The sequence below is a fragment of the Paenibacillus sp. OAS669 genome (assembly GCF_014873645.1).
Lineage (GTDB): Bacteria > Bacillota > Bacilli > Paenibacillales > NBRC-103111 > Paenibacillus_S > Paenibacillus_S vulneris.
Genome location: NZ_JADBDR010000021.1, coordinates 20,069 through 46,079, shown reverse-complemented (window position 1 = coordinate 46,079; position 26,011 = coordinate 20,069). Strand labels below are relative to the sequence as shown.

The following is a 26,011-nucleotide window of genomic DNA, read 5'->3' as shown; positions in this document are numbered from 1 at the left end:
TGGTATTCCGCCCTTGCGGATTTACCCCTGGGACTGGCTTTCAATGTGCCTAGAGTGTCAGACCAAAGCGCTTCAGCTCGATAAAGATACTTTCCAGCTGCTTGCCTTTTTCCGTAAGGGTATACTCCACTCTCGGAGGGACCTCGGGATATACCGTACGGGTCAGGATGCCGTACTCCTCCAATTCCTTAAGCCGAAGAGACAGCGTCTTCGGACTGATGCCGTCGAGACATTTTAACAAATCGCTAAACCGCATCGTGCCTTCTATCAGCAGATCCCGAAGGATCAAGAAGGTCCATTTGGTTCCGATCATATCGATAACTTTGGCAATGGGGCATACTTCGTCCGGCGTGCCTTTGGTTAATGTCAGCGGCTCCCGGTTATCCATAACATCATCAGTCCTTTACTTAAGCTTGAATTTTTCCAACCATAGCACAAAACTAACTTTTCGGAAACTATATGACAATAATATCACTACTTCCTTAAATAAATTTGATGCATATATAATTAACTCGGGAAACAATAAGACAAGACAAAGGACTAAAGGAGAGAACAAAATGGCTCATTTATCTTCTGAATTTACTTTCAAAGGCTTGAAGCTGAAAAATCGCATCGTCATGCCTCCAATGTGTCAGTATTCGGTAGAAGCTAAAGATGGAAAGCCTAATGACTGGCACTTTGTACATTATACCTCCAGGGCGGTCGGCGGCGCGGGGCTCATTATTATCGAAATGACGGATGTAGATCCGGACGGCCGTATTACCGATTATGATCTTGGGTTATGGTCGGATGACCAGATTCCCGCCTTCCGGCGAATGATCGAGGAAATCCACAAGTACGACGCCAAAGTCGCAATACAGATTGCCCACGCGGGCCGCAAGGCGGAGGATGCTGCTGTTCCGGTAGGCCCCTCCGAGATTCCGTTCAATTCCCAGTTCAAAAAGCCTCGCGCGCTTACTACAGAGGAAGTCCGGCAGATGGTAGTGAAGTTTAAGGAAGCGGCTGTGAGGGCTATTGAAGCGGGTGTCGACACGATTGAGCTGCACGGGGCACATGGCTATCTGATTCATCAGTTTCATTCTCCAGCCATTAACGACAGGGAGGATGAATACGGCCAGGACCTGGCCCGTTTTGGAGTGGAGGTCATTCAGGCCGTGAAGAGTGTCATGCCTGAGCAGATGCCGCTAATCCTTAGAATTTCCGCTGTGGAATATATGGACGGAGGCTATGATCTGGATCATGGCATCGAAATGTGCAGGCGCTATAAGGAAGCCGGCGTAGATGTGTTCCATGTGAGCAGCGGAGGCGAAGGTCCTGTAGGGGGTGCAAGGAAGCCGGGCAATTATCCGGGGTATCAGGTTCCTTTTGCACGGGCTGTTAAGCAGGCTCTAGATGTGCCGGTCATCGCCGTCGGTCTGCTGGATGACGCCAGATTGGCTGAAGCGACTGTGGCCAATGGTGACGCTGATTTGGTAGCCGTAGCCCGCGGCATGCTGCGCGATCCTTATTGGGCGACCCATGCGATTCAAGAGGTATCCGGGCAGATCCACGCGCCTAAGCAGTATTCAAGAGCTTATTAAAAAAAGGGCCAGGGTAGACCAGTTCTACAGGCCATGTTTACTCCGTCATGAAACTCATTGCAGCCTATTTCTTCGGGGGGCAAGCATCCATTTTTCGTCATCCGACATAGTCTATTGTGAAACTACAAGGAAAAGAGAAGGATGGGATGACATGAGTAAAAATAAACGTTCATATCAATGGCCAAGTCAAGGCGGCTGGTCGGGTCAAGGCGGACACTGGGGCGGCGGTCATGGCGGCTATTGGCCAGGTCAAGGCGGATACTGGGGCGGCGGTCATGGCGGCTATTGGCCAGGCCAAGGCGGATATTGGGGCGGTCATGACGGTCACTGGGGAGGCCAAGGCGGTCATTGGGGCGGTCAAGGAGGCCACTGGGGAGGCCAAGGCGGTCACTGGGGCGGTCAAGGAGGCCACTGGGGAGGCCAAGGCGGTCATTGGGGCGGTCAAAGCGGTCATTGGGGAGGCCAAGGCGGCTATGGCGGCCACGGAGGACACGGGGGTCAATGGGGAGGCCATAGCAGTCAAGGGCACCGGTCTGGTCAGGATCGCAACAACAAAAAGTAAGCTTCCGTTAAGCATAGCAGCCTAGACTCTGTGTGAAGGTTTCAGTCATCAGCATCGATAACAACTATTAGGTAACTTCTAGCAAAAAATGTAGACTCTACCGCTTGATTGTGGTAATCTATTAACAATAATCCGGAAGCACCGGTCGAAGAAGCCTGTCAGCGGCATACCGCAGACAGGTTTTTTTGTTGTTCTGCTTCAATGGGGTATGACCGACCGCCTCGCAGTGCTGCAACGTGCGCCTGGGATTCGCGCATAATCAATGGAGGGAGCAGATATTCGGACGTGGCCTTTTCAGGGTTTAGATTAAAGATTTTTGAAAACGATTACATTTCTGCGCAGGAAAGTTTGCGAGTTCGCCACTATGCATTTCTGACATTTTGCGTTACATTTGAAAGCAGGGGCAGTGATCAAGAAACGGACGGCCGCCGTGATCCTTTTCTTTTGAAATATGCAAAATTAGGTATACTGAAAACGAGCAGCTCGTATCACTACCCAAGGGAGTGACCGGATGGAGTCAACGAATCGACAGGATGATATTGCACAACTATGTTTGCTGGCCGGCAAAATTATGCTGCAAAGCGGCGGTGAGACCTACCGGGTGGAGGACACGATGATTCGTATCGCGGCGGCGCTCGGAGTGGACAACTCCCACAGCTATGTAACCCCTACCGGCATTTTTTTCTCGATTGACGGAACCGAGCCGATGACCCGGCTGATCCGCATCATGGAACGCTCCACCGACCTGCGCAAGGTGACCTTGGTTAACGATATCTCGCGTAAGATCAGTGCCGGGGAGTTAACCGCCTCGGAGGCGTATGAGAAGCTTCAGGATATTGACGCTGCCAAAATCGCATATCCCGTATGGGTCCAGGTGATCGCAGCGGCTCTGGCCAGCGGCTGCTTCCTGATCATGTTCCAGGGCATATGGCAGGATGTGCTGCCCGCCGTTATTTCGGGAGGCTTCGGATTTGCCTTTCTCGTACAGATTCAGCGGTGGATCGAAATCAAGTTTTTTGCGGAATTTTTATCGTCACTAATGATCGGTGCTCTATCGTCTTACTTTGTTAAGCTGGGGATCGGTCATCAGCTGGATACGATTATTATCGGGTCTGTAATGCCCCTCGTACCCGGGCTGCTCATCACGAATGCTGTCCGCGATCTAATGGCGGGGCATCTCGTCTCAGGCATGTCCAAAGGAGCGGAAGCCTTTTTGACGGCATCGGCTATCGGTGCAGGCATTGCTCTCGTCATTTCCTTTCACTAGCCAAGCCGGATCTGCGCAGCCTTTTTAACGGAGCAGGATAACCGTATAACTTCCGCCGGACTCGGCTGCGCATTATCACAGAACGTCGACAGACATTGAATCACAGGAGGCTTCTCAACTTGGTCATCGAGCAGCTGGCAACCAGCTTCATCGCTTCCGCCGCCTTTGGCATCATATTTAACGTACCGCGACGCAACTTGCTGCAATGCGGCTTTGTAGGCATGATTGGATGGCTGCTGTACATCCTGTCCATGAGATTATCCGCCAATCCGATCGTTTCGAGTCTGGCCGCTGCATTTGTCGTTACGGTGCTCAGCCAATTGTTAGCCAAAATATATAAGACCCCTATTATCATTTTTAGTGTTTCCGGCATTATTCCTTTGGTTCCCGGAGGGCTTGCTTATGATGCGATGCGCAACATTGTCGAGAACCAGTATGATGTCGCGGTTCAGCTTGCCGCCAAGGCGTTTATGATCTCGGGAGCGATAGCGATCGGGCTCATTTTCTCGGAGGTCATTAATCAAGTCATTCGAAAGTCAAGGCTGTGAGCCGAAAGGCCTGACGATTCAGGCCTGCGTCATGGGATGAATGATGAGGAGGAATTCGGACATGAAGATAGACACAATTACCCTTCAAGGAACGGCCAAATGGAATGAGGATGCGCTCGTCCGTCATGAACAGCTGCAAATGTACGGCGTCCTCGACGGAGCTACTTCGCTGCGGCCTTATCGGGGACCCCGCCAAGAGACCGGAGGTTATCTTGCTTCCCGCCTGATCCGGGGCTATCTGGAATCGCTCGAAGAGAAGGAGATGCCGGAGGATAGCCTGAAGCCTTTAGTCTTGCAGGCGAATGCTCTGTTGAGAAGCAGCATGCTGGAGGCAGGCATCGACGTGACAGACAAAACCGCTTTATGGACCAGCGGCCTGGCTCTTATTCGTATTCACGATGCATACATCGATTATGCGCAGGCAGGCGATTGCATGATCGCCGTTGTCTATAAGGACGGGTCGGTGCGGACGCTGTCCCGTGACCAGGTTGCGCATGTCGATCAATTATCCAAACGCAGTCTGGAGGAGGGAATCCGGCAGGGCGTTACGACACGGGAGCAGCTGCTGGAGCTGGTAAGGCCCATTCTGCTGGCCAATAAAGCCCGAATGAACACCCTGCAGGGGTATTCCGTTCTGAGCGGCGAGCCGGAGCTTGCCCATTTCCTGGAGTACGGGCGTATTAACCGCATTCAGCTTAAGGCGGTGCTGCTTGTGACCGACGGATTGTTCCCTCTTGCAGAACCCTCGGAGAAGGAGGCACCTTCTTATGACGCTGTCAGGGAACTTGTGAAGCGCATTGCCGATGAATCGTTAGCGGGATACGCCGAGAGGCTGATCCGGCAGGAGCAGGAGGACTCGGACTGTTTGAAATACCCGAGGTTTAAGGTATCGGACGACAAGACGGGCATTTGGATTCAATTTGAATGAAAAGTGTAAAATGCTGCCATACTTTTTATTAATCGATGGACACGTTGCATCTTCGAGATATTTGGATTACAATGAAACCGGATTCAATGAACTATATTATTTAACCTTTGGATAATAACTTACTTGGAGTGCACGAAAGGGGAAAGCAAGATGACGGAAACGGTACGAGTGGAAAAAGATTTCTTAGGCTCTAAGGAAGTGCCCATCGATGCGTACTATGGCATCCAAACCCTGAGGGCTGTAGAGAACTTCCCTATTACGGGTTACCGGATTCATGAGGAATTAATTAAGGCTATGGCGATTGTAAAAAAATCAGCGGCTACCGCCAACATGGAAATCGGGCGTCTCCAGCCGGGGTTGGCCGAGGCTATCGTCAAGGCTGCAGACGAGATCATTGAAGGCAAATGGCATGATCAGTTCATCGTCGATCCTATTCAGGGCGGCGCAGGTACATCGATCAACATGAACGCCAACGAAATTATCGCCAACCGGGCGATTGAACTCATGGGAGGAACCAAAGGCGATTATTTCAAGGTCAGCCCGAACTCTCATGTGAATATGGCGCAATCCACCAATGATGCTTTCCCTACGGCAATTCATATTTCGGTATTGTCGTTAATGGATAAATTGCTGGTAACTGCCGAGGAGCTGCAAGGCGCATTTGCTGCCAAGGCTGCAGAATTCGATAGCGTGATTAAAATGGGGCGTACCCACTTACAGGATGGGGTGCCTATTCGGCTTGGGCAGGAATTCGCCGCTTACGCCAGGGTGCTGGAACGCGATATCAAGCGGATTCAGCAAAGCCGGGCTCACTTGTATGAGGTGAATATGGGAGCGACAGCTGTAGGGACCGGTCTGAACGCTGATCCTCGCTACATCAAACGCGTCGTCGAGCTGCTTGCGCAGTGGAGCGGCTTCCCGCTTAAAAACGCGGAGGATCTTGTCGATGCTACGCAAAATACGGATGCATATACTGAGGTGTCGGCTGCGCTAAAAGTGTGCATGATCAACATGTCCAAAGTCGCCAACGACCTTCGTCTGATGGCTTCCGGACCGCGCGCCGGGTTGTACGAAATCAAGCTTCCGGCCCGTCAGCCGGGCTCCTCGATCATGCCGGGTAAAGTCAATCCGGTGATGTGCGAGGTCGTCAACCAGGTGGCATTCCAGGTGATTGGTAACGACCATACGATCTGCCTCGCATCGGAAGCAGGCCAACTGGAGCTGAATGTCATGGAGCCGGTGCTGGTCTTCAACCTGCTGCAATCGATCAGCATTATGAACCAGGCGTTCAAGGTGTTCAAAATTCACTGCGTTGACGGTATCGAAGCCAATGTCGAGCAGTGCAAAGCCTATGTTGATCGTAGCATTGGGATCATTACCGCATTGAACCCTCATCTTGGCTATGAGGTGGCGGCCCGCATCGCCCGTGAAGCGACGTTGACGGGGAAATCGGTTCGTGAGCTGTGTCTGGTGTACAATGTGTTGACAGAAGAGGAGCTTGATCTGATTCTGGATCCGTACGAAATGACGCATCCGGGCATTGCCGGCGCTTCCCTGCTTGATAAATAAGGACAAGCTTATATGGAAAAAAGGTCCCCATCCCGGGGCACGGGCTGTCGAGAAGCCATATCGCACCGAAAAAAGTGAATGGTGATAGGTGGGGTATCTCCTGTAGGAGCGATAGCGTTCGCCTTTGTTCTCGGAAAATTACCGCTATATAGCGATTATAATCAACATTTCCCGAGAACAACAGCGGCCGGAAGGGGATACCCCACCGGGGTACCAAGGCAATTTTTCAGATTTTCAGGTTTCTCAACATATTAGCCCCCATCCCGGGGGCTTTTTATATTGCACGATTTGCTTGGCGTCTATAACGCCCTGGAACGCCTCTAAAGCGAATGTATGATTTCTTACGTTTTCCCGCATGCTAAGAAAAACATTGCAAAGGGGCGTTTTTGCCATGATTTTAAGCACGACACCGACCATTCAAGGCAAAGAAATCGTACAATATATCTCCATCGTGACAGGTGAAGCCATTATGGGGGCGAATATCGTTCGAGATATTTTCGCGTCGATTACCGATATTGTAGGCGGCCGGTCGGGAGCTTATGAGAGCAAGCTGAAGGACGCCCGCGACATTGCTTTTAACGAGATGGAATCACAAGCTGCAAGGATGGGAGCTAACGGAATCGTAGGAATCGATATCGATTATGAGGTAATCCGTGAAGGAATGCTGATGGTAGCGGTAAGCGGTACGGCGGTTCGTGTGGAGTAAACAACGGCAAAAAAACAGGCAGCCTACCTACAATAGCGGTAAGCTGCCTTTACATCGTTATAAGAAACGAAACGGCTAAATAACGATAACGTCTTGTGACCATTAAAGATCGATGAGACTTTGCACCAATAAGATAGGCAATGCGGCAATAGCGATAAAGCTGTAAAAGAAGCCTTGCAAGAAAGAAATAAAAAGTTTCATGATGATCCCTCCAATGAAGTAAGTATGTGAACATTATATGCCTGCGCTCTTGGAGAAATCTTAAAGAAACCTTAGAACTACATAAAATTTTCAGAAAATTGTAACAAGTTGTATATTTCTTAAATAAAAAAGCTGCCCGTTTGAGCAGCTTTCCCCTTCAGCAGGAATAAAATCCGGAGTACGGTATCGCAGGAAACGTATATCTTGGGAACCTTTGGTTTGGGTCCTCCATCTTTGATTCTGCGGACGATTTGGCTGCTTGCGGGGCAGTCGAGGGTGAGAGTGCAGGCGAAGCTGCGGCTGGGAGGGGACGGGCCTCATGCTCCAGGTACATTTTGTAGCAGAACATGGTATCCATACGCGGAATATTGACGACGGAGCCGGGAACGATTTCATTGCTTGCCGGAAGATGGGGGTTCACCGCCTCGAGAATGGGCTGCGGTACGTTATAGGCTTTGGCTAATGATGGCATGGTGTCTCCGGCTTGGCAGTGATGCTGGGCAAACAGCTTGACGCTGTGCTCCTCTCCTTCCTCGCCTCTGACATACGGAAAGAAGAACGGGGACACGAAGAAGAAGGGAAGAAAGCGGCGCTTCGGGAAAAAGAATGGATTAAAAAACGGCGGCTGCTGGAAAAAGCCTCTCTGCGGAAATCCGAAGGCTTGGTGATTCATAGACGGGTACCTCCGTATACTAACAAATGGTCTTCTGCTTGTATTGTATGGAGACTGGGCGCGCATGGTGACTGCCTCAGCATGCAAACCTGTTAGAAAAAGATAAAGAAAACTAATGATATTCAGGCCAATAGCTAAAATTTACTTAATGCCCCTTTGCCTAATACACCTATAGCAGCAGACAAGGGGTAAAGGGGGAACAGGAGTATGGCAAAGATCCTGGTGGTGGATGATGCGGCATTTATGCGGATGGTACTGAAAAACATGCTGACTGAGGAAGGTCATGAGGTGATCGCCGAAGCAGCCAACGGGGTGGAGGCGGTACAGGCTTATACACAAGCCTCAGGCCGGATTTGGTTACCATGGATATCACGATGCCGGAGCTGGATGGCGTAGGGGCTCTAAAGGAAATACGGAAGGTCGATTCGGGGGGCTAAAATTATTATGTGCTCGGCTATGGGACAGAAGGCCATGGTGGTGGAAGCCATTACGGCGGGCGCCAAGGATTTCATCGTGAAGCCGTTCCAGAAGGAACGGGTGATGGAGTCGGTTCATAAAGTGTTGGGCATCTAATCTACCTTAGAGGAATGGGAACCTCCATGCGGCCAATGACCCGGAGATGGGGGTTTTTCATGATGCAGCAAAAAAGCATCCGCGTACGTTCGACGTGGATGCTTTCGATTTGGAATGGAGCCTGCTACCCGAGCCCCGGGACTGTGGTGCCTTCAGAAGGGCCGTAAGTCTGTCCGGCCGAAACGAGAGGCTCTCCGTTCTTATAATAAAGCATGGGATTCAGAATCACGAAAAAGAGGTGGACCTGCTCATAGCCGAAATCCTTGAGCAGCCGGCTCAGCTTCGCGGCGACGGCATCGTGTACCTCCTGCTTTCGCGGAAACATGAGGATCTCGACACTAAGCGGAACCTGCGTGATAGCCTCGCTCAGCAGCAATTCGATCTTTACCTTTTCCTTGGCGATGCTGACAATTTGGGCAAAATCCTCAACAACTTGAGGAGCTATCGATCTAAGAAATTCACTGGGAAAACCTTTAAAACGTAAATAAGGCATGGTGTATGTCTCCCTTATATTACAATAGATATGGGGCGCAATGCGGATGCAGGGCCCTATTATTCCACAATGGGCGATAAACAAACCTTGCTTATGCAGCAAGGTTTGCTAAAGCACAACTTTAAGGTCGCTATCATCGAAAGACCTCACAAGAGGTGTTCTCCAAATACTAGAATAGATAAATTTGGGGCTCTCAGCAAAGTACCTGAATCGGCTTCGAGGCCAATGCTGCGAATTACGAGGTTATCCCCTGTTAGCTTGTACATCTATTAGTGCGCAGTAAGACGAGCCGTTCTATTGATTATATGTACATTTTTACATATAATAGGCACGAGAAAATAGTACTACGGTTCCATTCATCTGTCAACCGAGGGACCGATTCACGTGGAGGGGCCATGAATACTCTTTCTTACGGACTGCTTGCCCTGCTTTCGCAAGGGCCGTGTACAGGCTATGAGCTTATGCTGCAGATTCAGCCTGTATGGCAAGCCAAGCACAGTCAAATCTACCCGCTGCTGGCCAAAATGGAGCAGAACGGACTGGTTCAATTTGTTGCGGTACCGCAAAAGGAGAAGCCGGATAAAAAGGTGTATTCCATTACGGAAAGCGGGATTGCGGCGCTTCGGCAGTGGATTCCGGAGCCGACCTCGGAGCCGGTGAAACGGGATGAGCTGCTTCTAAAGCTGTATGGAGTATGGCTCGCGGATCCTGAAAAGGCGGTGCAGCTGTTTGAGGAGCGTTTGCAGACTTTTACCAAAAGATCCGTAAAATTAAAAGCCTTCCTCGAAACGTTACATAAGCAAATGGAAGAAGAGGGAGGAACCCGAAGCCTTAGCTCACCTTCCTTTGGGAGATATATTCTGTTGAAGCGCGCCCTGGATAACGCCAGGATGGAGATGGAATGGTGCGAGTGGGCTTTGCAGCTGCTAAGGGAGCAAGGCAGCCTTGATTCGGATTCAGTGCAAGGAAACCTCGGCAAAAGATCATAGATCGGCCCGGCTAAAGATCGACCTTATGCGTCTAACCCGTAAGGTGGATCTTTTTTTACTAATAGGCGCGTCTTAGCCCGAAAGTAACACTTCACATAGAGACCTTGTATTCAAAGTAGTGGGAGAAAAATCATAGGGTGTCTCCCTATTGTAGTTCTCCGTTCCTACTATGCGATGGGGCTAAACGTGCCTTTGTCCGGTTTTTATGCTATGGTTAATATATGAAAAAATTGTGCAAGCCAATGACTAATCTAGTGATTTAAAGTGAGGGTAGAAGGATGAACGATCGTACGATGATTGTCTGTTTGGGCGAGCTTTTGATTGATTTTGTGCCGGAAGAAAACGGCCAGCCTCTGGAGCAAGTACCGGTTTTTCAGAGGGCTGCGGGTGGAGCTCCCGCCAATGTAGCCGCAGCGGTAGCAAAGCTGGGCGGATCTTCCCGTTTTATAGGCAAGGTTGGCAATGATGCATTCGGACGCTATCTGCGAAACACGCTTGTGGAAGCGGGAGTGGAAACGGCGCTCGTAGAGACGGATGCGGCCAGAACGGGACTCGCATTCGTGTCGCTGCGCAAAGATGGAGAGAGGGACTTCTTGTTCTTCCGCGAACCGGCGGCAGACATGCTTCTGGAGGCTGCAGAGCTGAACGATAGTTGGCTGGAGGACGCGGCCATCTATCATTTTGGCTCGGTATCCTTGATCAGCGAGCCATGCCGTACAGCGACGCTGGAGGCGGCCCGCAGGGTCAAAGCGTTCGGCGGGATCATTTCATACGATCCGAATCTGCGTCCTGCCTTATGGCCTGATGAAGAAACAATGCGGCAAGAGGTGCTTCGCCACATTGCCTTGGCTGATGTTGTTAAGGTCAGTGAGGAAGAGGCCGCCTTTCTGCTCAATACGGAGCCGGCCGAAGCCGTTCAGCAGCTACTGATGATGGGAACGAAAGCGGTCGTCGTAACGCGTGGCGAAGAAGGCTGCTTTGTCGTGACCCGCCATGCGATGACATTGGTTCCAGGGGTCCGGGTGAAGGCGGTAGATACGACAGGAGCCGGTGACAGCTTCGTTGGCGCTATGCTCTATAAGCTCGTGGAAGGCGGATACACGGCCGAAGGTCTGGAGAACTTCTTCTCGGATGAAGCCGCTGTATCGGAGATTTTCAAGTTCGCTAACAAAGTAGGGGCGGTAACGACAACCCGTCGGGGAGCGATTCCTGCGCTGCCGACGCTGGCGGAAGTGGAGGCTCTGTAACATAAGAGAGAGGCCGGTCCATAATGGGCAGGCCTCCTTTCCTTTCCTCATGGATTGGAGAGCTTTTGGCCGACGGCGGCGAAAAGTGAGGGCAGCTGATCGACCGAAGTATCAGGCCTTTCCGGCTCATCTACCCGCAGCAGCGAAAAGCCCGCCGACATGAAATCGTTGATATAGGCTGAAAGCGGCCGGTGATAGGCTCCGAGCGTGGAACGGATAGTTCCTGTCCCGGCAGACTTCCAAAATTGAGGCGCATACTGCATTACCTTGCGGGAGCCGTCGCCTAACGGATGGCTGAACGGAGACTGAAAGCATGGATGCATGATGACCCAGATCATGATGCCCTCCGGCTTCAAAATACGGTGGCAGGCCCGGAACACCTTCCGGTGATCGGGAACATCCATCAGCATGACGCTGGACACGACGTAATCATAGGCAGCATCCGGAAGGCGGCGCAGCTCCATCGCATCGTCTTGTATCCAGTTCACCTGATCGTTTTTTTCTTTGGCGTATGTAAGGAGGGCTCCACTCAAATCGACACCGGTCACCAAGGCGCCTAATTGGGCCAGCCTGGAGCTAAGCTCCCCTTGGCCGCATCCGATATCGCACAGACTGCGGCCCTTCAGATCTGTTAACGCCTCCAATTGGCGGATAATATAGCGGTAGGCGGGTTCAGGTCCGCCGGTTTGAACCATCTGACGATATTGTTCGGCAAAGGAGTCATATTGTGCCATGAGCAGGCTCCTTTCTATACCAGGATAGTTGGATATGAGAATATTGTACCATTTTCCTTATTTGCAAATAATATCCAAAATAGCTGGTTTCGTTCTCAGATCCAGATCCATCCATGAACAAAAAGAGCGCTTTAGATCGATCCCGTACGGGAAGGGGCCAAAGCGCTCTTTGTTTTGTCATGACAAGTTATAATGTTTTTTTCATCCGAACATGCGGAATGCCTGCATCAAGGAAGGTTTCCTCCGAAATGGTGACATAACCGAGCTTGGCGTAAAAGGGCTCTGCTTGGCACTGCGCATCCAGAAGGGTATAAGCATAGCCGATCCGCTTGGCCTCTTCCTCCAGACCAAGCACGATAGCTCTGCCTGCACCCGTGCCGCGGGAAGATTGGCGTACGGCGATTCGCTGGAGCTTCATGGTATCGTCTGTGTAGGGGCGCATTCTGCCGGTAGCCGTCGGCTTGCCGTCCTCCAGAAGCAGAATATGATAGCAGGCCTGCGGAGATTCATCGAATTCGTCGATCTCCAAGCTTATATCGACCTTCTGCTCGCGGACAAACACTTCTTTTCTTATGTCAAGGCATTGGTTTAGCTGTTCTTGGGTCGTGACATGAATGGTCTGTTTCATTGCTAGGTCTCCTTCTTTAATTAGCTTCTTAACGGGAACACACATCAATCTCATCATGACATGAACGGAAGCGGTACGTCAAATGCAGCTGCAAGCCCGGAGACGATCGGGAGCTGGTATGCTCTCTTTGCAACAAACGGTTCGGTTCGATACAATAAAAGATAGAGAAATATCATTCCATATTTCCCAATCCATGAAAGAGGAAGGAGCGGATAGGATGGAAATAGGTATTGGAGTTATCATTGTTCTTATCATTATAGTCTTACTATTATTCAATCTATCCAAAGCATCATCCAATCAACGAAATCGGCACCGGCGCGACGATAATCATTCCAGTATGTCGAGCAGCTTCATCTTTTCAGATAGCTCCGAGGGGGAGCATCGGAATCACCACCACCATCATCATCATCACGGGCATCATGGTCACCATAGCCATCATGGGGATAGCCACAGCGGTTCGCATGACGGAGGCGGAGATAGCGGAAGCGGCGGGGATGGTGGAGGAGGCGGCGGAGATTAAAGGAAGCTCGGCCGAATTCGGAATAAGCCAAGATAAAGGAGAGGATACCTATGGAAGCTTTGCGTTTTCCTGTCGGGCGGTTTGAATGGAATGGGGAGATTACCCCGGAGCAGCGTCAATTGTGGATCGAGGAGATCGAGCAGCTGCCTCGGAAGCTGCGGGATGCCGTGGACGGGCTTACGGAAGAGCAGCTGAATGAGCCTTACCGGCCTGGCGGCTGGACGGTTCGCCAGGTGGTGCATCATTTGGCCGACAGTCATATGAACAGCCTTACTCGCTTTAAGCTGGCGCTTACGGAAGAGCAGCCCACCATCAAGCCTTACGACGAGGCGGCCTGGGCGGAGCTTGCGGACAGCCGGGAAGCGCCGCTGGAGCTTTCCCTTGCTCTGCTTGATCAGCTTCATGCACGTTGGGGGAGGCTGCTTCGCTCTCTGAGCCCCGAGCAGTGGGAGAGGACCTTCATCCATCCGGATTCGGGAGTGGTGCGTCTGGATGTGAATCTGGGGACTTATGCCTGGCATGGGCGCCATCATACGGCACATATTGCGCAGCTCAGAAAAAGAAAAGAATGGTGAGAACAGCCTCAATTTGAGGGAAAAAGAACCTGACTACAGGGCTGCTCAGCTCTGCTTGTCAGGTTCTTTGCTACGAGATCACTTTGAACATACGATGCCCGGTCTATTTTCTTAAAAAATATCTCCGTCCCAAGGCAGGCCCTTGCGGAATCGCGCCTCATCATGCCAGCGCTGAAGCATCAAAGCGCCGAACTGATACATCTCCCAAACTTCGCAACGGTCTTCCTTGGAGCCGGACGCTTCCAGCAGCGCGTTGACGGCACGCCGTGCCGCTTCGTTGGCACCTTCCATCGTAGCAAGATCCGTATTCGTTTTTACATAGTCCGAAGCGAGAAACAGATTCGGAATGGCCGTATAAGCCTGCGGGCGCATTTCCCATGTATAGACTTTATTGATCAAGAGAGGCTCCAGATTCGCAGCAACTCCGTCAGGGTTCGGCAGCTGGATGTCTTCATCAAGAAACCAGGAATGAATGATACTGTCCTCAAGCACGACACGCCCGCCCACGTTCAGGCTGGCCTTAAGCTGATGCCATACTTCCTGCATAATTTCATCGCGTGTGCAGTGCCGGGCACTTTTGCCGAAGAGAGCTCCGGGGGCTTCCCAATCGGAAATATCGACCGAGATGATGCCCCGAACCTCTCCGTCACCGTATTGCGCCAAATCGGTGTGGGGCCAGAACTGCTTCTGGGAAACGGAGGTCAGCGCCCACTGCGAATCCATATAAATCATATGCCCGTGGAGAATGGGTACGTCTTCTTTCAAGTAAAACTGGATTCCATTCATCCAATCGACATCGTTTGCCAATTCTTTAATTTTCGACAAAGTGGGGTCGGCTCGCAGCATTTCGTCAGTCAGGAACTGGGCCATGACTTCGACAGGAAATGCGGCTATATAGTAGTCGCCCTTAACGTCGTATGTATTCCCGAATTCGGTTATGGTCGCCCCGGTGATGACGCCATCCTTGCAATCGATTCGCTCCACCTTCGCGTTCAAATGGTAATCGACGCCAGACTGGCGTAAATAATCGAGCCACGGATTGATCCATACCTCGTTCGTCGGTCCGTTCAGCAGACGATCTGCGCTGCCGCCGGGCATGACCATATCCAGCATGATTTGTGCTCCTACCGTACCCACGGTCGCCGTGTTGGCCTCGCGGGCTTTGGCCGCTACCAAAATCCTCGTCATGCCGGTGAATACCCGTTGAAAATTGGCCGATTGCTGGTCCGCCTGGATGAAGGACCACCAAGGAATGTTCTGATACTCCTCGGACCTGCGTTCATTGCAGCTTGTCATAACCTGCCAGATCCGCTTCAGATAATGCTCGACCTCTTGCTCCGTAAGTCCCAGATGATTGTCGAACAATGATTTGAACAATGACTTTATGTCAGACAAGGAGGTTGGAAATTCGGTAACGAATTCGACAGGAACATCATCTGTTCGCGCAAGACCGAGTCGTGTTCCTTCGACTAAATTATCGGCAACTCCGCGCTTGTTATTGCCATAGGGAATCCGCTCCATCGTGTCGATAATATGCTTGTAGAACCTCGGGAAAAAACGGAAGCCATGCTCGCCCGGCAAATCCTTGCGCCCATTCGTCCCGCTGCCGGGTACCGGCATGGAGCGGGCTTTACCCCCGGGGATTCCTTTCATTTCATATACAGCGACATCAAAGCCGCGCTCGATCAGCTCGTGAGCGGCGCTCATTCCGGCTACGCCTCCCCCAAGGACGACGACTTTTTTCTTCATTCCTTATTTCCACTCCTGTCATAATTTGCTAAACTAGCCTAATCTATTTATACCATGGCTTTGGCCCTACGAAAACCGTTATTTTTCGACAAATTGATCTTAATGGCCTAGAGGTGTCGAAATGGAAGCTGCGACTCGATGGATGTCGTTTTTTTGCACCTCATAGCCCTGGGGGAGGGGGAGGGAAAATAAGCCATAAAGGAGAGGAATTGAGCCAAATCGAATAAAGACAGGGGAGTCAGGTTCGGGTATGATGCAAATAGACGGTTCATGACCATTAAAGGGGGAAGCCAGATGAAACGATTTCGCATTGCCGTTATCGGATGCGGCGGCATGTCCAAGGCCTGGATTGAATATGCGCTGGAGCGGGAGGATTCGCAGATCGTAGCGATGGTCGATATACGCAAGGAAGCGGCGGAAGCTATGGCGGAGCGTTACGGCATAAGCTGCGGCATTTATGATGATGTGAGTCAAGCCATCTCTGAATCCGGAGCGAATCTCGTATTCGATGTCACGATACCGGAGAGCCATGCGGCGGTAACAACCACCGCCTTAGAGCTCGATTGCGATGTCTTCGGAGAGAAGCCGATGACGACCTCCATGCAGGAGGCACAGCGATTGGTTGCGCTAGCCGAGCAGCGGGGGCGTATCTATGCCGTCATGCAGAACCGGCGGTATCTGCCGCAGATCCGGGCGTTTCGCGATCTGATCGATAACGCCGGAATCGGCCGGATAGGCTTCGTCAATGCAGACTTTTTCCTCGGTCCGCACTTCGGAGGCTTCCGCGATGCGATGGAGAGCCCGCTCTTGCTCGATATGGCGATCCATACGTTCGATCAGGCCCGTCTGATCACAGGCAAGGACCCGGTATCCGTCTACTGCCATGAATTCAACCCCGCCGGCTCCTGGTACGCAGGCAATGCGGCGGCCGTATGCATATTCGAATATTCGGATGGAGGCGTATTCTGTTACCGGGGCTCTTGGTGCGCGGAGGGAAGCCCGACGTCCTGGGAAGCGGAATGGAGGGTAAACGGCAGCAGCGGTACGGCGATTTGGGACGGAACGACTCCTCCGTTCGCCGAAGTCGTCCTTCCGCCGGAGGAGCAGGCGGATAAGCAGCGCTTCCGCCGTGTGGAGGCGAACCTGGACTGGAGCGGGCGCAGCGGTCATAAGGGATGTCTTGATGAAATGTTTGCCGCACTCGTCGAAGGGCGCAAGCCGGAGACGTTCTGCGCGGACAACATCAAGAGCATGGCTATGGTGTACGGTGCTCTGCAGAGCGCCAAGGAAGGGCGTAAAATTCATCTGGCGGACATTACCTTGTAAGAAGGGAAAAAGGCTTGGTTCTCATTAATGTGAACCAGGCCTTTTTCAATAAATTGTGGGACTTCCTTCAAAGTATTTGAATACAAAGCGAAGCCAGGGTCTCCCTTTATAGAGGGCCGATGGATTCAAAAGAGAGAATGGGGCAGGAGAAGGGCTACAAAGAATCTAGGGCAGCCATGCTATTTTCTGCCCTGCTACCCCGGTACGGACTCCTTGACAAGCAGTCGGATTTCATCCGCCTTCATCGGCATGCCGTAATAATAGCCCTGCATGACATGGCAGCCCCGGGATTGAAGAAATCGAATCTGCTCTTCGGTTTCGACGCCTTCGGCAATGACCTCCAAATTCAAATTTTTGGCGATCGCAATAATATTGCTGATGATCGCCTGCTTGGATAGAATTTGGCTTTTACTGACAAAGCTCTGATCGATCTTGAGCGTATCGACCGGCATTTCGTCCAGGCTCCCAAGGGAGGAATAGCCTGTTCCGAAATCATCCAGCGAGATGCGGACACCCAGCTGCCGAAGCCGCTGAAGCTGCTCTCTCGTATCCTCTGCGTCATGCATGGCGATCGATTCGGTAATTTCCAGCTCCAAATAAGAGCCTTCCAGTCCAGATTGCCCGAGAGCTTCCTCGACCATATCGTACAGCGCATGACTTTCAAAAATTCGGACGGACATATTGACGGATACGCATACCTGAAGAAGCTGCTGCTCCTGCCAATACCGATTCTGCCTGCATACTTCCTTCAGCAGCCAGTGCGTGATGGGAATGATCAAGCCTGTATCTTCCGCAATGGGGATGAATTCCTTTGGAGATATGATCCCCAAGCGCGGGTGGTTCCATCGCAGCAGCGCCTCCATGCCGACGATCCGGTTGCTGTTCGCATCGCATTTCGGCTGGTACACGGCAAAGAACTCCTGGTGCGCAAGCGCCTTGCGCAAATCTTTCTCGAGTTCCAGCTTGCGGATCATATGACGATCCATTTCCTCGTCGAAGATCCGGTACCGGTTCTTACCGGCTGCTTTCGCATTATACATGGCCGTATCTGCCGCCTTCAACAGCGCGGTCCGGTCGGTCCCGTGAATCGGAGAGAGGCTGATGCCGATGCTGGCTGTGACGTACAGCTCGTTTTCCTCCAGGAAGTATGGCTTCTTGATATCGTTCAGCAGTCGCTCCGCCAAAGCTTGCACCGATTCGAGGCTGTTTTCCTTGATGGCAACGAGGAACTCGTCCCCACCCAACCTGAAGATGCTGCAGTTATCTCCGGCACATTGCTGCAGCCGCCGGGATACTTCGCGAATGAGCAAATCTCCGATATCGTGCCCGAGGGTGTCGTTGATTGTCTTGAAACGGTCCAGATCCAGGAAGAAGACGGCTCCTTCCGTTCCGGGAAGAAACTGCTCCTCGAAAAAACGCGTCAGATCGTGGCGGTTCGCCAGTCCGGTCAGCGGATCGCTGTAAGCCATACGCTCCAAGACGTGGCGGTCAAAGAAGATGGCTCCCCAGGACACGGCCAAAATAAGCAGCATAGCCAATGAAACTCCGATCACCAGAAAAAAGGACGGCTCACTGGCAATGTCTGCCGAAATGGCAGACTCGCCGGGGGCCATGAGCACGGCCGCCATGCCGGTATAGTGCATGCCGCATACCGCAATGGCCATAACCACCGCGGACAGCAGCTTCCAGCGGCTAAAGTCGGGCGAACGGCGAAATTGGCGGAATAAATACAAGGCGGCGAAAGAGGCGGCTAGGGCCACAGCGACGGAGGCGGCAAACAGGTAAGGGTCATATGACATGGTAAAGGAAGCTCGCATGGCGGTCATCCCCGAGTAATGCATGACCACGATGCCACCGCCCATCGCAACGCCGCCGATCCCTAGCCTCCATTTGTTCATCTGCGTATCCATCGTGACCCGAAACGCAATGAAGGAGGACAGGATGCCGGCCAGTGCGGATAATAAGGTAATGGTAATATCGTAGCGGATCTGGAGATCCGTATGAAGGGCGAGCATGCCGACAAAATGCATAGACCAGATTCCGCAGCCCATGACGCAGGAGCCGGTCATCAGCCATACGTACTTGCTTTTACCCCGCGCACGCGAGATTTTGCCTGCCAGATTGAGGGCGGAATAAGAAGCCAGCAAGGCAATGACAAAGGAAAGCAAGACAATCCAACCGTTATAATGAACGTGAAGATGTTCCATGGTTAAGACCTACTTTTTTCTATTATCGTCAAATAATAGATTCAGTATAGTGTATCCTCGGGGCATATTAAAGAGAAAGTTTGCATAACGGCCCGAAGTTTTCTAGAAAGCTCCGGCCCCCGCACCTATTCCGTCGGACTTGCGGCCATGCCAGGGGAAATGGGTTTGAAACCGGGGAGGGGTATTGTATAATATATAAAAACGGCGGGAGCGGTGAGCTCGTCCGCTATAGAAAGTGAAGTGACTGATGATGAGCGCCAAAGATATGGAAACTGTAATAAATCACAATGCCTTGAACGAAGAGGATGCCTGCTGCGCCGTGGACGGAACCCGGAAAAGCCATCATTCGGATAAGGTCAAAGATAACTTGATCTCCCGCTTGAACCGGATCGAAGGCCAGATTCGGGGTGTGAAGGGGATGATTGAGAAGGACACCTATTGTGATGATGTTCTCAATCAGATCGCCGCTATCCAATCCGCTCTGAACAGTGTAGGGAAGGTGCTGCTCGAAGGGCATATGAGGTCCTGTGTTGTCGAACGTCTGGAGCAGGGGGATAAGGAAGTCGTCGACGAGCTGCTCAAAACGATAGGTAAGCTGATGAAATAACGGTCATTCAGCCCATTTGTGTATAACCACGGGAGAAGCCCGCGCTGAACAGGCAGCTGCGGGCTTTTTTCATATTTATATACCGTCAAAGCCGGTCCCGGCCTGTCATGCAGCGAGGGCCATTCATTTCAGCCGTTTGCCCTCCTCCAGCAGGGCGACGGCTTTTTGTATGCGGCGGGTACGCGTATCGGCCTTTTTGGCGGCTTCGATCCAATCGACGTACACCTTTTGGGCGGAATAAGGGAGCTTGGCGAAAAAGCGTCCGGCCTCCACGTGCTCCTCCAATGCCGTTTGGAGATCATCGGGAATATCGACGGCGCGAGGCTCCGTATCCTCCTCCATCGTTACTTCCACGGTATCGCCCGCTTGAACGCCGGCGGCCTCGCGGATGGCTTGATTGACCACCATGTAGTGGGTTCCGCCCCCATGAAGCATCAGCGTGCTTCGATACGGAATTCCGTTGACAGTGCCTTTGACTTTGATGTGGGCTTTGGTTCCAAAAAGGCTCTCCGCATCGAAGGGAACGTTCAAATAGGTCCATGTTCCGGTTCCTTCGGGGCGGATCAGCCGGGCTGTAAATGCGGGCATAACCGTCTCGCTCCTTTTTGGTCTTATTATACCACGCGGGAGCGGCGGGAACGCATTCGCGCTTCAATAAGCCAGGCCAAGCTAAGCAACAGGAGCAGCGCCGCGCATAGGCCGTACACCCCGGCGAGCCCGAGCGAGTCGATCAGTGCGTAGCCGGCCAGCGGGCCCAGCGCGGCCCCGACATCGACGACCGTCGTATAGGTCGTCATATAGGCGACACGCGATTCGCCCGCCGCGGCGTCGGCCGCCAGCGCGTCGTTCAGCGTGACGATGGCGGTGTTGGCCAGCTGGGCGGCCAGCAGTACCGCAAGCCATGCTGCGAAGGGCAGCGGATGCGGCAGCAGTGCAAGCGCCGCAACCGCCAGGACAAGGCTGCCGATAAAGAGAGGCAGCCGGCCGCGGGGGCCGTCGGACCACGCTCCGATCCGCGGCGACAGGAACGGGGACCAGGCCCAGCGGACGGCTTGCGCGACTCCTGCGAGCGAAGCGGCGCCGAACGAAAGGCCGAACAGCAGCAGCGTGCCGGAGTCGGGCAGATGAGCCTCGATAACCGGGCTCATCGTGCCGGCATAGACGCCGAAGAAGACGACGGCCGTCACAAGCCCCGTAGCGAGCACGAGCCTGGAGCGGCCGCCTCCCGTCAAGGCGGCGAAGGGCCGGCGAGCCGCAGTCTGTTTCCCGGCGGGGGAGCCGCCGGGGCGCTCTTGGGCGGACGCGCCGGGCACATGCCGCCAAGCCAGCGGGATGCCGGCCAGCATGGCGGCGGCCAGCAGAAGCGACACGATGCGCGCGCCAAGCGCATCGGCCAGAACGCCGCCGGCCAGCATGCCGATGAGGCTGCCGACGCCGATGATGCCGTTGTAGCTGCCGAGCAGGCGCCCCCGGTTGCTGTCGTCGGCGGCCTCCAGCACCGTAAGGTAGCCGCCGATGCGCAGGAGCGACCAGGCTGCCCCCCACAAGGCGCGCGCCGCCAGCAGTGCGATGAAGCCGGAGAAGGCTCCGTAAGCGGCAGTCGTCAGGAAAGCCAGTATTACGGCCAGCATGACGCCCATCCGCTTGCTGATTCGGCCGTACAACCAGCCGACCAGCGGATTCAACGGCAGCCGCACGAAACGGTTGACGGAGAGCAGCACTCCGACCTGCCACAGGGCGTCGAGACCGAACTCCCGCCAATAGACCGGCAGCACGATGTACAGCATAGAGTCGCCCAGCAGACTGATGGCGGTAATCCAGGCGATGATGCGTACCTGAAGACGTCCCTCTGCCGCAGGACCGATGGTATGGCGGGTGTCAGACGGGTTGAAGGCCGAGCGCTGAGAGGGATTCATATAAGACGAGCCTCCTTCCGAAGGAATCCAAAGATTTGCTTTTATTGTACCTGGATAAAGGGGAATAAAAAGGGTAATCTCTATTTAATAGATTTCCCCCTTTTTTGAGGGTAAGGGGAGGAGGAGCGTGATCCCATGCAGCTGATTGAGCATTATGCACAGCTATACCGGGCGTGGAGGCCGGAGCGTCCGCATGAGGAAGCCGCCGTTACGATTCCTGCTATCGCGGCCTGCCTGCATTGTACGGAACGGAACGCCAAGCTGATTATCAAGGCGTTGCTGGGCCGCGGCTGGATCGGCTGGCGGCCGGGAAACGGCCGGGGTCACAGCTCCCGGCTCCGGTTTCTCGCCGATGTAGACCGGCTGCTCCTGGAGCAGGCAGAAGCGTGGATCGGCGCGGGTCAATTGCAGGAGGCGGTGAAGCTGCTTCAATCGCCGCTGTTCACGGAGCAGGGACGGGAGCGGCTGCATGACGCCATCGGAGGGTCCTTCGGCTTCCATAACCATAAGGGAGGGGAAGAACAGCGGCATTTGCTCCGCTTTCCCTCGTACCGGAAGCCGGGAATGCTCGATCCGATCTATGCGACCCGCCGTACTGAGCTGCATCTGATCCGGCAGCTGTTCGACACCTTGGTCGTTTTCGACCCGGATATAGATACCTTTGCCCCGGGACTGGCTCATCATTGGGAAATGGACGAAGAGGGGCGGTGCTGGAGGTTTTATTTGCAGAAGCAGGTCCGCTTCCATAATGGGGCTGCCTGTAAGGCGGAGGATGTGCAGCGGTCGCTGGAACGGCTTGTGCGGGGAGAGGAACGGCCTTCTCCCTACAGCCGTTTGTTTGCGCCGATAGAGCACATAGCTGCGCTGCATGAGTATTTAATAGAAATCCGCTGCCAATACGGCTGCTATCACCTGTTGTCGCTGCTGGCTTCCCCGGCGGCTTCCATCGTCCCGTGGCAGCTTGGAGCTGAGTGGCCGTTTCGGGTCATCGGGACCGGCCCCTTCAAGCTGACTCGAAGGGATGACAGCGTCCTGGTGCTGGATGCCAATCCGGATTATTTCCTTCGGCCATCCCAGCTCAATCGGGTGGAGATGTGGTTTCTTCCTGACATCTACGAGGCCAGGGAGGGGGAGCAGCTCACAGATCTGCAGGCATCCGGGGATGAAGATTCACCCCAAAGCCGTTTACTTGAGCAGAGAGGAGGCTCCGGACTTCGTCCTTTACGTGAGAATGACCTCGAGTCGGGAGGGATGAACTTCCGGCATTTCGGAGGCGCCCGGCCATCGTCCGCTGAAGGCAGCTGGTCTACTGTAGAACGGCATGATTATGGATGTAAGTTTATCCTGCTGCACCAGGCCAAGGGAGGACCGCTGCAGCAGCCGGAGCTGCGAAATGCACTATTCCACGCTATCCGAAATCAGGCGGCTGTAGAGGGCTTGGGAGGGAACCGGGGGGTGCTGGCGGATGCATTTGTACGAAAGGATAGCTGGATGGAGAAGCTCTCCCCATACGGGGTTCTCGACGACAAGGAGAAGGCATTGACGGGTGCCCTCGATTTACAGGGCCGCAGCCGTAAGGAGAGGCAGGAGGAACAAGAGCGTGTCGAGCGGTGTGCGCTGCTGCTCCTCACCTATGCCGGAGCGGGGAATGAAAGGGATGCGGCGTGGCTGGCGAAGACTTTGGACGGAATAGGCATTACGGTAAAGGTTCGATTCGTTCCTTATGAAGAGCTCTCCGATCCTTCCGTACGAGCCGAAGCCGATCTGCTTCTGCTGGAGCAGCCGGTGGACACGGACGCAGAGGGAGCCATGTGGTCGATACTCGGCGGCGGCCAGAGCCCGCTGCGCAGCTGCTTGTCCGAAGACTGCCTGCAAAGGCTGGATAGCGGCTTGTCCGGACTTCCGGCCATGCCGTCCAGGGAAGCAAGGCTTCGGCAGCTGCTCCGGCTTGAGGAGGAGCTCCTTGCCGAGCGGGCGGTCATTTTATGGTACCGTTGGCGTCAGATGGCATCGTTTCCTGTGCAGCTTCAGGGCGTCAAAATAAGCGCTTTTGGCTGGGTCGATTATAAGGACCTCTGGTTTCGCGACGGCTGCGGGGAAGGAGAAGCCTCCACCTTGCTGTTTCCGGCACAAGCCTGAAGCTAGAGTCTGGTAACGGGCAGCTTGCGCGCAATGGCCCGGCGCATAATCGTCTGGTGAAGCGATTCCGGCGTAATGCTTGGATTGCCTGCGTTGATACGGGGAATTTGCATCGGGTCGTCCTGCCGGACCGCCATATGGCTCGCCACGGTAAAGGCATACTTGATACCGGCCTGTCTGATAAGCTCCGTAGCTTCCTGATGATACATTCCGAACGGATATGCGTAGGAATCTACGGGTTCGGAATGCAGCTCGTACAAATTGCTAATACAAGCATTCGTATCCTTCAGAACCCGCTGACGGTACTCCTCCGGTGTTTCAGCTGTTCCCTCCCTATGCAGCAGGCTAGTCAGGTGCGGTCTGCCGTTCATTTTGGCGTGCATGTCGTGGGAATGGCATTGAAAGTCGATGTCTTTCGATTCCAGCGCCATGGCTCGAATTTCTTCCTGGGATAAGGAAGGCAGGTGCGGCCTTTTCGGATGATGCAGGTCCTTCGTCACGACGAAATTGACTGCCGGGATGCCCATCTCCTTGAGAATGGGATAGCCGTATGTATAGAAGCTCTCATACCCGTCGTCAAAGGTTACAAGAACGGCTTTGTTCGGCACAGCCGCTCCTTCGATGAACTGCTTGAATTGGTCCAATGTGATGAAATGATAGCCCTTTTGGCGCAAAAAGGACAGCTGCTCCCGGAACAGCTGCGGAGTGATGGTGACATTGCTTTGTTCGTCATGACTGAGATGATGGTAAGCGAGAACCGCGACTTGTTGGGTATAAGAATAGGAACCCCATTGGTAGATGCTGAAGAGAAGCAAGAGCGACGCAATCCCGATCGCTAAGCCCGTCTTCCATAGGAATGATAATGAACGCATTACAGCAGCTTGAACCTCCATTTATTATTGTACGTTAATGCTTTGGCGCATCGTCCTCATTCCATACGTCGGAAGGGGGATTCTGGTTTCCTTGAGACGAGGAAGAGTTGCTTTTTCCGTTGAATAAGGTTTCGGCCAAAGCCTTCAGCTTCTCCATCACCTTGCCGTACCCGAACCCGACCAGGAATGCGATACCGATCTTGGCCAGCATGGAGTCACCCGTCTGCAGCAGCAGAATGCCGCTTTGAAACAAGATGATGGTCATCACGGCCGCCCCTGCGCACTTGATCGGACGCAGCAGGTACCAGAACAGCCAGCGCTCGGAGATTTGATTGTAAAATTCGTGAAACAGGCGCAAAGCATAGAGACTCCCGCCTATGGCACCGGCCAAGGCATAATATACATACTCCTCGACTAGCTTCCAATCAATTCCAAGCACATGGTTTAAAAGACCGCTTTGCAGCGCAGCCATCATCCAGAAGCTGCCTACGAACCACACGGTTAAATAAACCGCTATGGCCAGCTTGTACAACAGTTCCTTGTTCAGCATCCCCCTCACCGCCAATTCCTCGAGTTATTGTATGGTATGAACGAAGGAAGGGGATGGTGCGGGCGAAATTCATGATTTTGGGCGTTAGGGGCAGGTTCCCGCTGGTTATAAAAAAAGAAGACGGAGCGGATTCGCTCCATCTTGATAAGTTATCCCTGGGCCTTACGTTTGGCAGAGTAGCATTTGCGGCATACCGGCAAGTAGCTTTCGTTTCCCCCGATTTGAATCTGTTCCCCGGTAAATACTGGGCGTCCGTCCTCACACCGCATGTTCATAATGGCTTTTTTATCACAGAACCAGCAGACGGTTTTGATCTCCTCAATCTTATCCGCCAAAGCAAGCAGCTGGTAGCTGCCCTCGAACAATTGGCCCATAAAATCGGCTCTCAGACCGTAGGCGATAACGGGTATGTTCAAGTCATCCACGATTTCCGTCAGCTGCATAATCTGATCCTTACGCAAAAATTGCGCTTCATCAATAATGATGCAATTCGGCTTTTCCTTTGCCGCCAGACTTACCATATCCATATGATCATCGATAATGATCGCTTTCTTCTGCATCCCGATCCTCGAAGCTACCGTACCTACTCCGTAACGGTTATCAACAGCCGGAGTGAATAATAGGACCTTCTTACCTTGCTCTTCATAGTTATGAGCGGTTCGCAGTACCTCAATCGATTTGCCGCTGTTCATGGTGCCGTACCGAAAATATAATTTGGCCACGTTGGTTAGACAGTCCTCTCGGTGAAATATGTCATTTTATCATAGCATAGGTTGGAAAGGTTGAGTATAGGTCTTAAGCGGAATGGCTTGTTTTCCCATTTTTATTCATAAAAATATTTCACACGTAAAC

26 protein-coding genes and 1 pseudogene are annotated in these 26,011 nt (G+C 53.0%); 15 read left to right on the top strand and 12 right to left on the bottom strand.

Annotation, left to right across the window (positions count from 1 at the left end):
• Positions 1-49: 49 nt before the first annotated feature.
• Positions 50-388, bottom strand: a complete 339-nt coding sequence (locus tag GGC63_RS31140) for a winged helix-turn-helix transcriptional regulator (RefSeq protein ID WP_079914561.1) — start codon at positions 386-388, stop codon at positions 50-52.
• Positions 389-557: 169 nt separating this feature from the next.
• On the opposite strand from GGC63_RS31140, the gene GGC63_RS31135 reads away from it, so the two are divergent.
• From GGC63_RS31135 to GGC63_RS31105, 7 genes are all read left to right on the top strand, one after another.
• The gene (locus GGC63_RS31135; RefSeq protein ID WP_192705615.1) at positions 558-1,580 is read left to right on the top strand and encodes an NADH:flavin oxidoreductase/NADH oxidase; all 1,023 of its coding nucleotides are present in this window, start codon (positions 558-560) and stop codon (positions 1,578-1,580) included.
• Between the two features lie 151 nt (positions 1,581-1,731).
• Positions 1,732-2,142, top strand: coding sequence for a hypothetical protein (locus GGC63_RS31130; RefSeq protein WP_192705614.1), 411 nt, complete (start codon positions 1,732-1,734; stop codon positions 2,140-2,142).
• A 511-nt stretch (positions 2,143-2,653) separates the two neighbouring features.
• The gene (locus GGC63_RS31125) at positions 2,654-3,409 is read left to right on the top strand and encodes a threonine/serine exporter family protein (protein ID WP_192705613.1); all 756 of its coding nucleotides are present in this window, start codon (positions 2,654-2,656) and stop codon (positions 3,407-3,409) included.
• Between the two features lie 119 nt (positions 3,410-3,528).
• Positions 3,529-3,957, top strand: a complete 429-nt coding sequence (locus tag GGC63_RS31120) for a threonine/serine exporter family protein (RefSeq protein ID WP_192705612.1) — start codon at positions 3,529-3,531, stop codon at positions 3,955-3,957.
• Between the two features lie 61 nt (positions 3,958-4,018).
• Entirely contained in the window at positions 4,019-4,885 is an 867-nt protein-coding gene (locus GGC63_RS31115; RefSeq protein ID WP_192705611.1) for a PP2C family serine/threonine-protein phosphatase, read from the top strand.
• Positions 4,886-5,035: 150 nt separating this feature from the next.
• Entirely contained in the window at positions 5,036-6,454 is a 1,419-nt protein-coding gene (aspA, locus tag GGC63_RS31110) for an aspartate ammonia-lyase (protein ID WP_192705610.1), read from the top strand.
• 391 nt (positions 6,455-6,845) lie between these two features.
• The gene (locus GGC63_RS31105) at positions 6,846-7,160 is read left to right on the top strand and encodes a heavy metal-binding domain-containing protein (protein WP_079914554.1); all 315 of its coding nucleotides are present in this window, start codon (positions 6,846-6,848) and stop codon (positions 7,158-7,160) included.
• 358 nt (positions 7,161-7,518) lie between these two features.
• Here GGC63_RS31105 and GGC63_RS31100 read toward each other — a convergent pair whose 3' ends face one another.
• Complete coding sequence (locus GGC63_RS31100; protein WP_192705609.1) at positions 7,519-8,034, bottom strand: LysM peptidoglycan-binding domain-containing protein; 516 nt, start codon at positions 8,032-8,034, stop codon at positions 7,519-7,521.
• Positions 8,035-8,241: 207 nt separating this feature from the next.
• Here GGC63_RS31100 and GGC63_RS31095 point away from each other — a divergent pair.
• A pseudogene (locus GGC63_RS31095) lies at positions 8,242-8,607 on the top strand (response regulator).
• A 124-nt stretch (positions 8,608-8,731) separates the two neighbouring features.
• On the opposite strand, the gene GGC63_RS31090 reads toward GGC63_RS31095, so the two are convergent.
• Positions 8,732-9,100: a DUF1904 family protein gene (locus GGC63_RS31090; protein WP_192705608.1), complete on the bottom strand. Its 369-nt coding sequence runs from the start codon at positions 9,098-9,100 to the stop codon at positions 8,732-8,734.
• 395 nt (positions 9,101-9,495) lie between these two features.
• Between GGC63_RS31090 and GGC63_RS31085 the strand changes: the two genes are divergently transcribed.
• Together GGC63_RS31085 and GGC63_RS31080 are read left to right on the top strand one after the other, a co-directional pair.
• Positions 9,496-10,089, top strand: coding sequence for a PadR family transcriptional regulator (locus GGC63_RS31085; RefSeq protein WP_192705607.1), 594 nt, complete (start codon positions 9,496-9,498; stop codon positions 10,087-10,089).
• Between the two features lie 278 nt (positions 10,090-10,367).
• The gene (locus GGC63_RS31080; protein ID WP_225948629.1) at positions 10,368-11,336 is read left to right on the top strand and encodes a PfkB family carbohydrate kinase; all 969 of its coding nucleotides are present in this window, start codon (positions 10,368-10,370) and stop codon (positions 11,334-11,336) included.
• A 47-nt stretch (positions 11,337-11,383) separates the two neighbouring features.
• On the opposite strand, the gene GGC63_RS31075 is transcribed toward GGC63_RS31080, so the two are convergent.
• Entirely contained in the window at positions 11,384-12,070 is a 687-nt protein-coding gene (locus GGC63_RS31075) for a class I SAM-dependent methyltransferase (protein WP_192705606.1), read from the bottom strand.
• Between the two features lie 187 nt (positions 12,071-12,257).
• Positions 12,258-12,698 carry a GNAT family N-acetyltransferase gene (locus GGC63_RS31070; protein WP_192705605.1) on the bottom strand — a complete coding sequence of 147 codons (441 nt, stop codon included), beginning with the start codon at positions 12,696-12,698 and terminating at the stop codon, positions 12,258-12,260.
• A 217-nt stretch (positions 12,699-12,915) separates the two neighbouring features.
• Between GGC63_RS31070 and GGC63_RS31065 the strand changes: the two genes are divergently transcribed.
• Complete coding sequence (locus GGC63_RS31065) at positions 12,916-13,218, top strand: hypothetical protein (protein WP_192705604.1); 303 nt, start codon at positions 12,916-12,918, stop codon at positions 13,216-13,218.
• A gap of 50 nt (positions 13,219-13,268) precedes the next feature.
• Entirely contained in the window at positions 13,269-13,793 is a 525-nt protein-coding gene (locus GGC63_RS31060; protein ID WP_192705603.1) for a YfiT family bacillithiol transferase, read from the top strand.
• Between the two features lie 111 nt (positions 13,794-13,904).
• Here the strand turns inward: GGC63_RS31060 and GGC63_RS31055 are convergent, their stop codons facing one another.
• Positions 13,905-15,542, bottom strand: coding sequence for an FAD-dependent oxidoreductase (locus GGC63_RS31055; RefSeq protein WP_192705602.1), 1,638 nt, complete (start codon positions 15,540-15,542; stop codon positions 13,905-13,907).
• Between the two features lie 294 nt (positions 15,543-15,836).
• Between GGC63_RS31055 and GGC63_RS31050 the strand changes: the two genes are divergently transcribed.
• Positions 15,837-16,868 carry a Gfo/Idh/MocA family protein gene (locus GGC63_RS31050; protein ID WP_192705601.1) on the top strand — a complete coding sequence of 344 codons (1,032 nt, stop codon included), beginning with the start codon at positions 15,837-15,839 and terminating at the stop codon, positions 16,866-16,868.
• A 194-nt stretch (positions 16,869-17,062) separates the two neighbouring features.
• Here the strand turns inward: GGC63_RS31050 and GGC63_RS31045 are convergent, their stop codons facing one another.
• On the bottom strand, positions 17,063-19,075 hold the full coding sequence (locus GGC63_RS31045; protein ID WP_192705600.1) for an EAL domain-containing protein: 2,013 nt from the start codon (positions 19,073-19,075) through the stop codon (positions 17,063-17,065).
• Between the two features lie 265 nt (positions 19,076-19,340).
• Here GGC63_RS31045 and GGC63_RS31040 point away from each other — a divergent pair, with 265 nt between their 5' ends.
• Entirely contained in the window at positions 19,341-19,682 is a 342-nt protein-coding gene (locus tag GGC63_RS31040; protein WP_079914613.1) for a metal-sensitive transcriptional regulator, read from the top strand.
• Positions 19,683-19,805: 123 nt separating this feature from the next.
• Here the strand turns inward: GGC63_RS31040 and GGC63_RS31035 are convergent, their stop codons facing one another.
• Together GGC63_RS31035 and GGC63_RS31030 are read right to left on the bottom strand one after the other, a co-directional pair.
• Positions 19,806-20,270, bottom strand: coding sequence for a YdeI/OmpD-associated family protein (locus tag GGC63_RS31035; protein ID WP_192705599.1), 465 nt, complete (start codon positions 20,268-20,270; stop codon positions 19,806-19,808).
• Positions 20,271-20,296: 26 nt separating this feature from the next.
• Positions 20,297-21,598, bottom strand: coding sequence for an MFS transporter (locus tag GGC63_RS31030; protein ID WP_192705598.1), 1,302 nt, complete (start codon positions 21,596-21,598; stop codon positions 20,297-20,299).
• 135 nt (positions 21,599-21,733) lie between these two features.
• On the opposite strand from GGC63_RS31030, the gene GGC63_RS31025 reads away from it, so the two are divergent.
• On the top strand, positions 21,734-23,737 hold the full coding sequence (locus GGC63_RS31025; RefSeq protein WP_192705597.1) for an ABC transporter substrate-binding protein: 2,004 nt from the start codon (positions 21,734-21,736) through the stop codon (positions 23,735-23,737).
• Between the two features lie 2 nt (positions 23,738-23,739).
• Here the strand turns inward: GGC63_RS31025 and GGC63_RS31020 are convergent, their stop codons facing one another.
• From GGC63_RS31020 to GGC63_RS31010, 3 genes are all read right to left on the bottom strand, one after another.
• Positions 23,740-24,609 carry a polysaccharide deacetylase family protein gene (locus tag GGC63_RS31020; protein ID WP_192705596.1) on the bottom strand — a complete coding sequence of 290 codons (870 nt, stop codon included), beginning with the start codon at positions 24,607-24,609 and terminating at the stop codon, positions 23,740-23,742.
• A gap of 34 nt (positions 24,610-24,643) precedes the next feature.
• Positions 24,644-25,159: a hypothetical protein gene (locus GGC63_RS31015; protein ID WP_192705595.1), complete on the bottom strand. Its 516-nt coding sequence runs from the start codon at positions 25,157-25,159 to the stop codon at positions 24,644-24,646.
• 149 nt (positions 25,160-25,308) lie between these two features.
• Positions 25,309-25,881: a thymidine kinase gene (locus GGC63_RS31010; RefSeq protein ID WP_079914535.1), complete on the bottom strand. Its 573-nt coding sequence runs from the start codon at positions 25,879-25,881 to the stop codon at positions 25,309-25,311.
• Positions 25,882-26,011 lie beyond the last annotated feature (130 nt).

Bases quoted from the DNA above. Each gene is read 5' to 3' on its own strand.
- GGC63_RS31140 (WP_079914561.1), bottom strand. From the start codon at position 388: ATGGATAACCGGGAGCCGCTGACATTAACCAAAGGCACGCCGGACGAA.
- GGC63_RS31135 (WP_192705615.1), top strand. From the start codon at position 558: ATGGCTCATTTATCTTCTGAATTTACTTTCAAAGGCTTGAAGCTGAAA.
- GGC63_RS31130 (WP_192705614.1), top strand. From the start codon at position 1,732: ATGAGTAAAAATAAACGTTCATATCAATGGCCAAGTCAAGGCGGCTGG.
- GGC63_RS31125 (WP_192705613.1), top strand. From the start codon at position 2,654: ATGGAGTCAACGAATCGACAGGATGATATTGCACAACTATGTTTGCTG.
- GGC63_RS31115 (WP_192705611.1), top strand. From the start codon at position 4,019: ATGAAGATAGACACAATTACCCTTCAAGGAACGGCCAAATGGAATGAG.
- aspA (WP_192705610.1), top strand. From the start codon at position 5,036: ATGACGGAAACGGTACGAGTGGAAAAAGATTTCTTAGGCTCTAAGGAA.
- GGC63_RS31105 (WP_079914554.1), top strand. From the start codon at position 6,846: ATGATTTTAAGCACGACACCGACCATTCAAGGCAAAGAAATCGTACAA.
- GGC63_RS31100 (WP_192705609.1), bottom strand. From the start codon at position 8,034: ATGAATCACCAAGCCTTCGGATTTCCGCAGAGAGGCTTTTTCCAGCAG.
- GGC63_RS31090 (WP_192705608.1), bottom strand. From the start codon at position 9,100: ATGCCTTATTTACGTTTTAAAGGTTTTCCCAGTGAATTTCTTAGATCG.
- GGC63_RS31085 (WP_192705607.1), top strand. From the start codon at position 9,496: ATGAATACTCTTTCTTACGGACTGCTTGCCCTGCTTTCGCAAGGGCCG.
- GGC63_RS31080 (WP_225948629.1), top strand. From the start codon at position 10,368: ATGAACGATCGTACGATGATTGTCTGTTTGGGCGAGCTTTTGATTGAT.
- GGC63_RS31075 (WP_192705606.1), bottom strand. From the start codon at position 12,070: ATGGCACAATATGACTCCTTTGCCGAACAATATCGTCAGATGGTTCAA.
- GGC63_RS31070 (WP_192705605.1), bottom strand. From the start codon at position 12,698: ATGAAACAGACCATTCATGTCACGACCCAAGAACAGCTAAACCAATGC.
- GGC63_RS31065 (WP_192705604.1), top strand. From the start codon at position 12,916: ATGGAAATAGGTATTGGAGTTATCATTGTTCTTATCATTATAGTCTTA.
- GGC63_RS31060 (WP_192705603.1), top strand. From the start codon at position 13,269: ATGGAAGCTTTGCGTTTTCCTGTCGGGCGGTTTGAATGGAATGGGGAG.
- GGC63_RS31055 (WP_192705602.1), bottom strand. From the start codon at position 15,542: ATGAAGAAAAAAGTCGTCGTCCTTGGGGGAGGCGTAGCCGGAATGAGC.
- GGC63_RS31050 (WP_192705601.1), top strand. From the start codon at position 15,837: ATGAAACGATTTCGCATTGCCGTTATCGGATGCGGCGGCATGTCCAAG.
- GGC63_RS31045 (WP_192705600.1), bottom strand. From the start codon at position 19,075: ATGGAACATCTTCACGTTCATTATAACGGTTGGATTGTCTTGCTTTCC.
- GGC63_RS31040 (WP_079914613.1), top strand. From the start codon at position 19,341: ATGGAAACTGTAATAAATCACAATGCCTTGAACGAAGAGGATGCCTGC.
- GGC63_RS31035 (WP_192705599.1), bottom strand. From the start codon at position 20,270: ATGCCCGCATTTACAGCCCGGCTGATCCGCCCCGAAGGAACCGGAACA.
- GGC63_RS31030 (WP_192705598.1), bottom strand. From the start codon at position 21,598: ATGAATCCCTCTCAGCGCTCGGCCTTCAACCCGTCTGACACCCGCCAT.
- GGC63_RS31025 (WP_192705597.1), top strand. From the start codon at position 21,734: ATGCAGCTGATTGAGCATTATGCACAGCTATACCGGGCGTGGAGGCCG.
- GGC63_RS31020 (WP_192705596.1), bottom strand. From the start codon at position 24,609: ATGCGTTCATTATCATTCCTATGGAAGACGGGCTTAGCGATCGGGATT.
- GGC63_RS31015 (WP_192705595.1), bottom strand. From the start codon at position 25,159: ATGCTGAACAAGGAACTGTTGTACAAGCTGGCCATAGCGGTTTATTTA.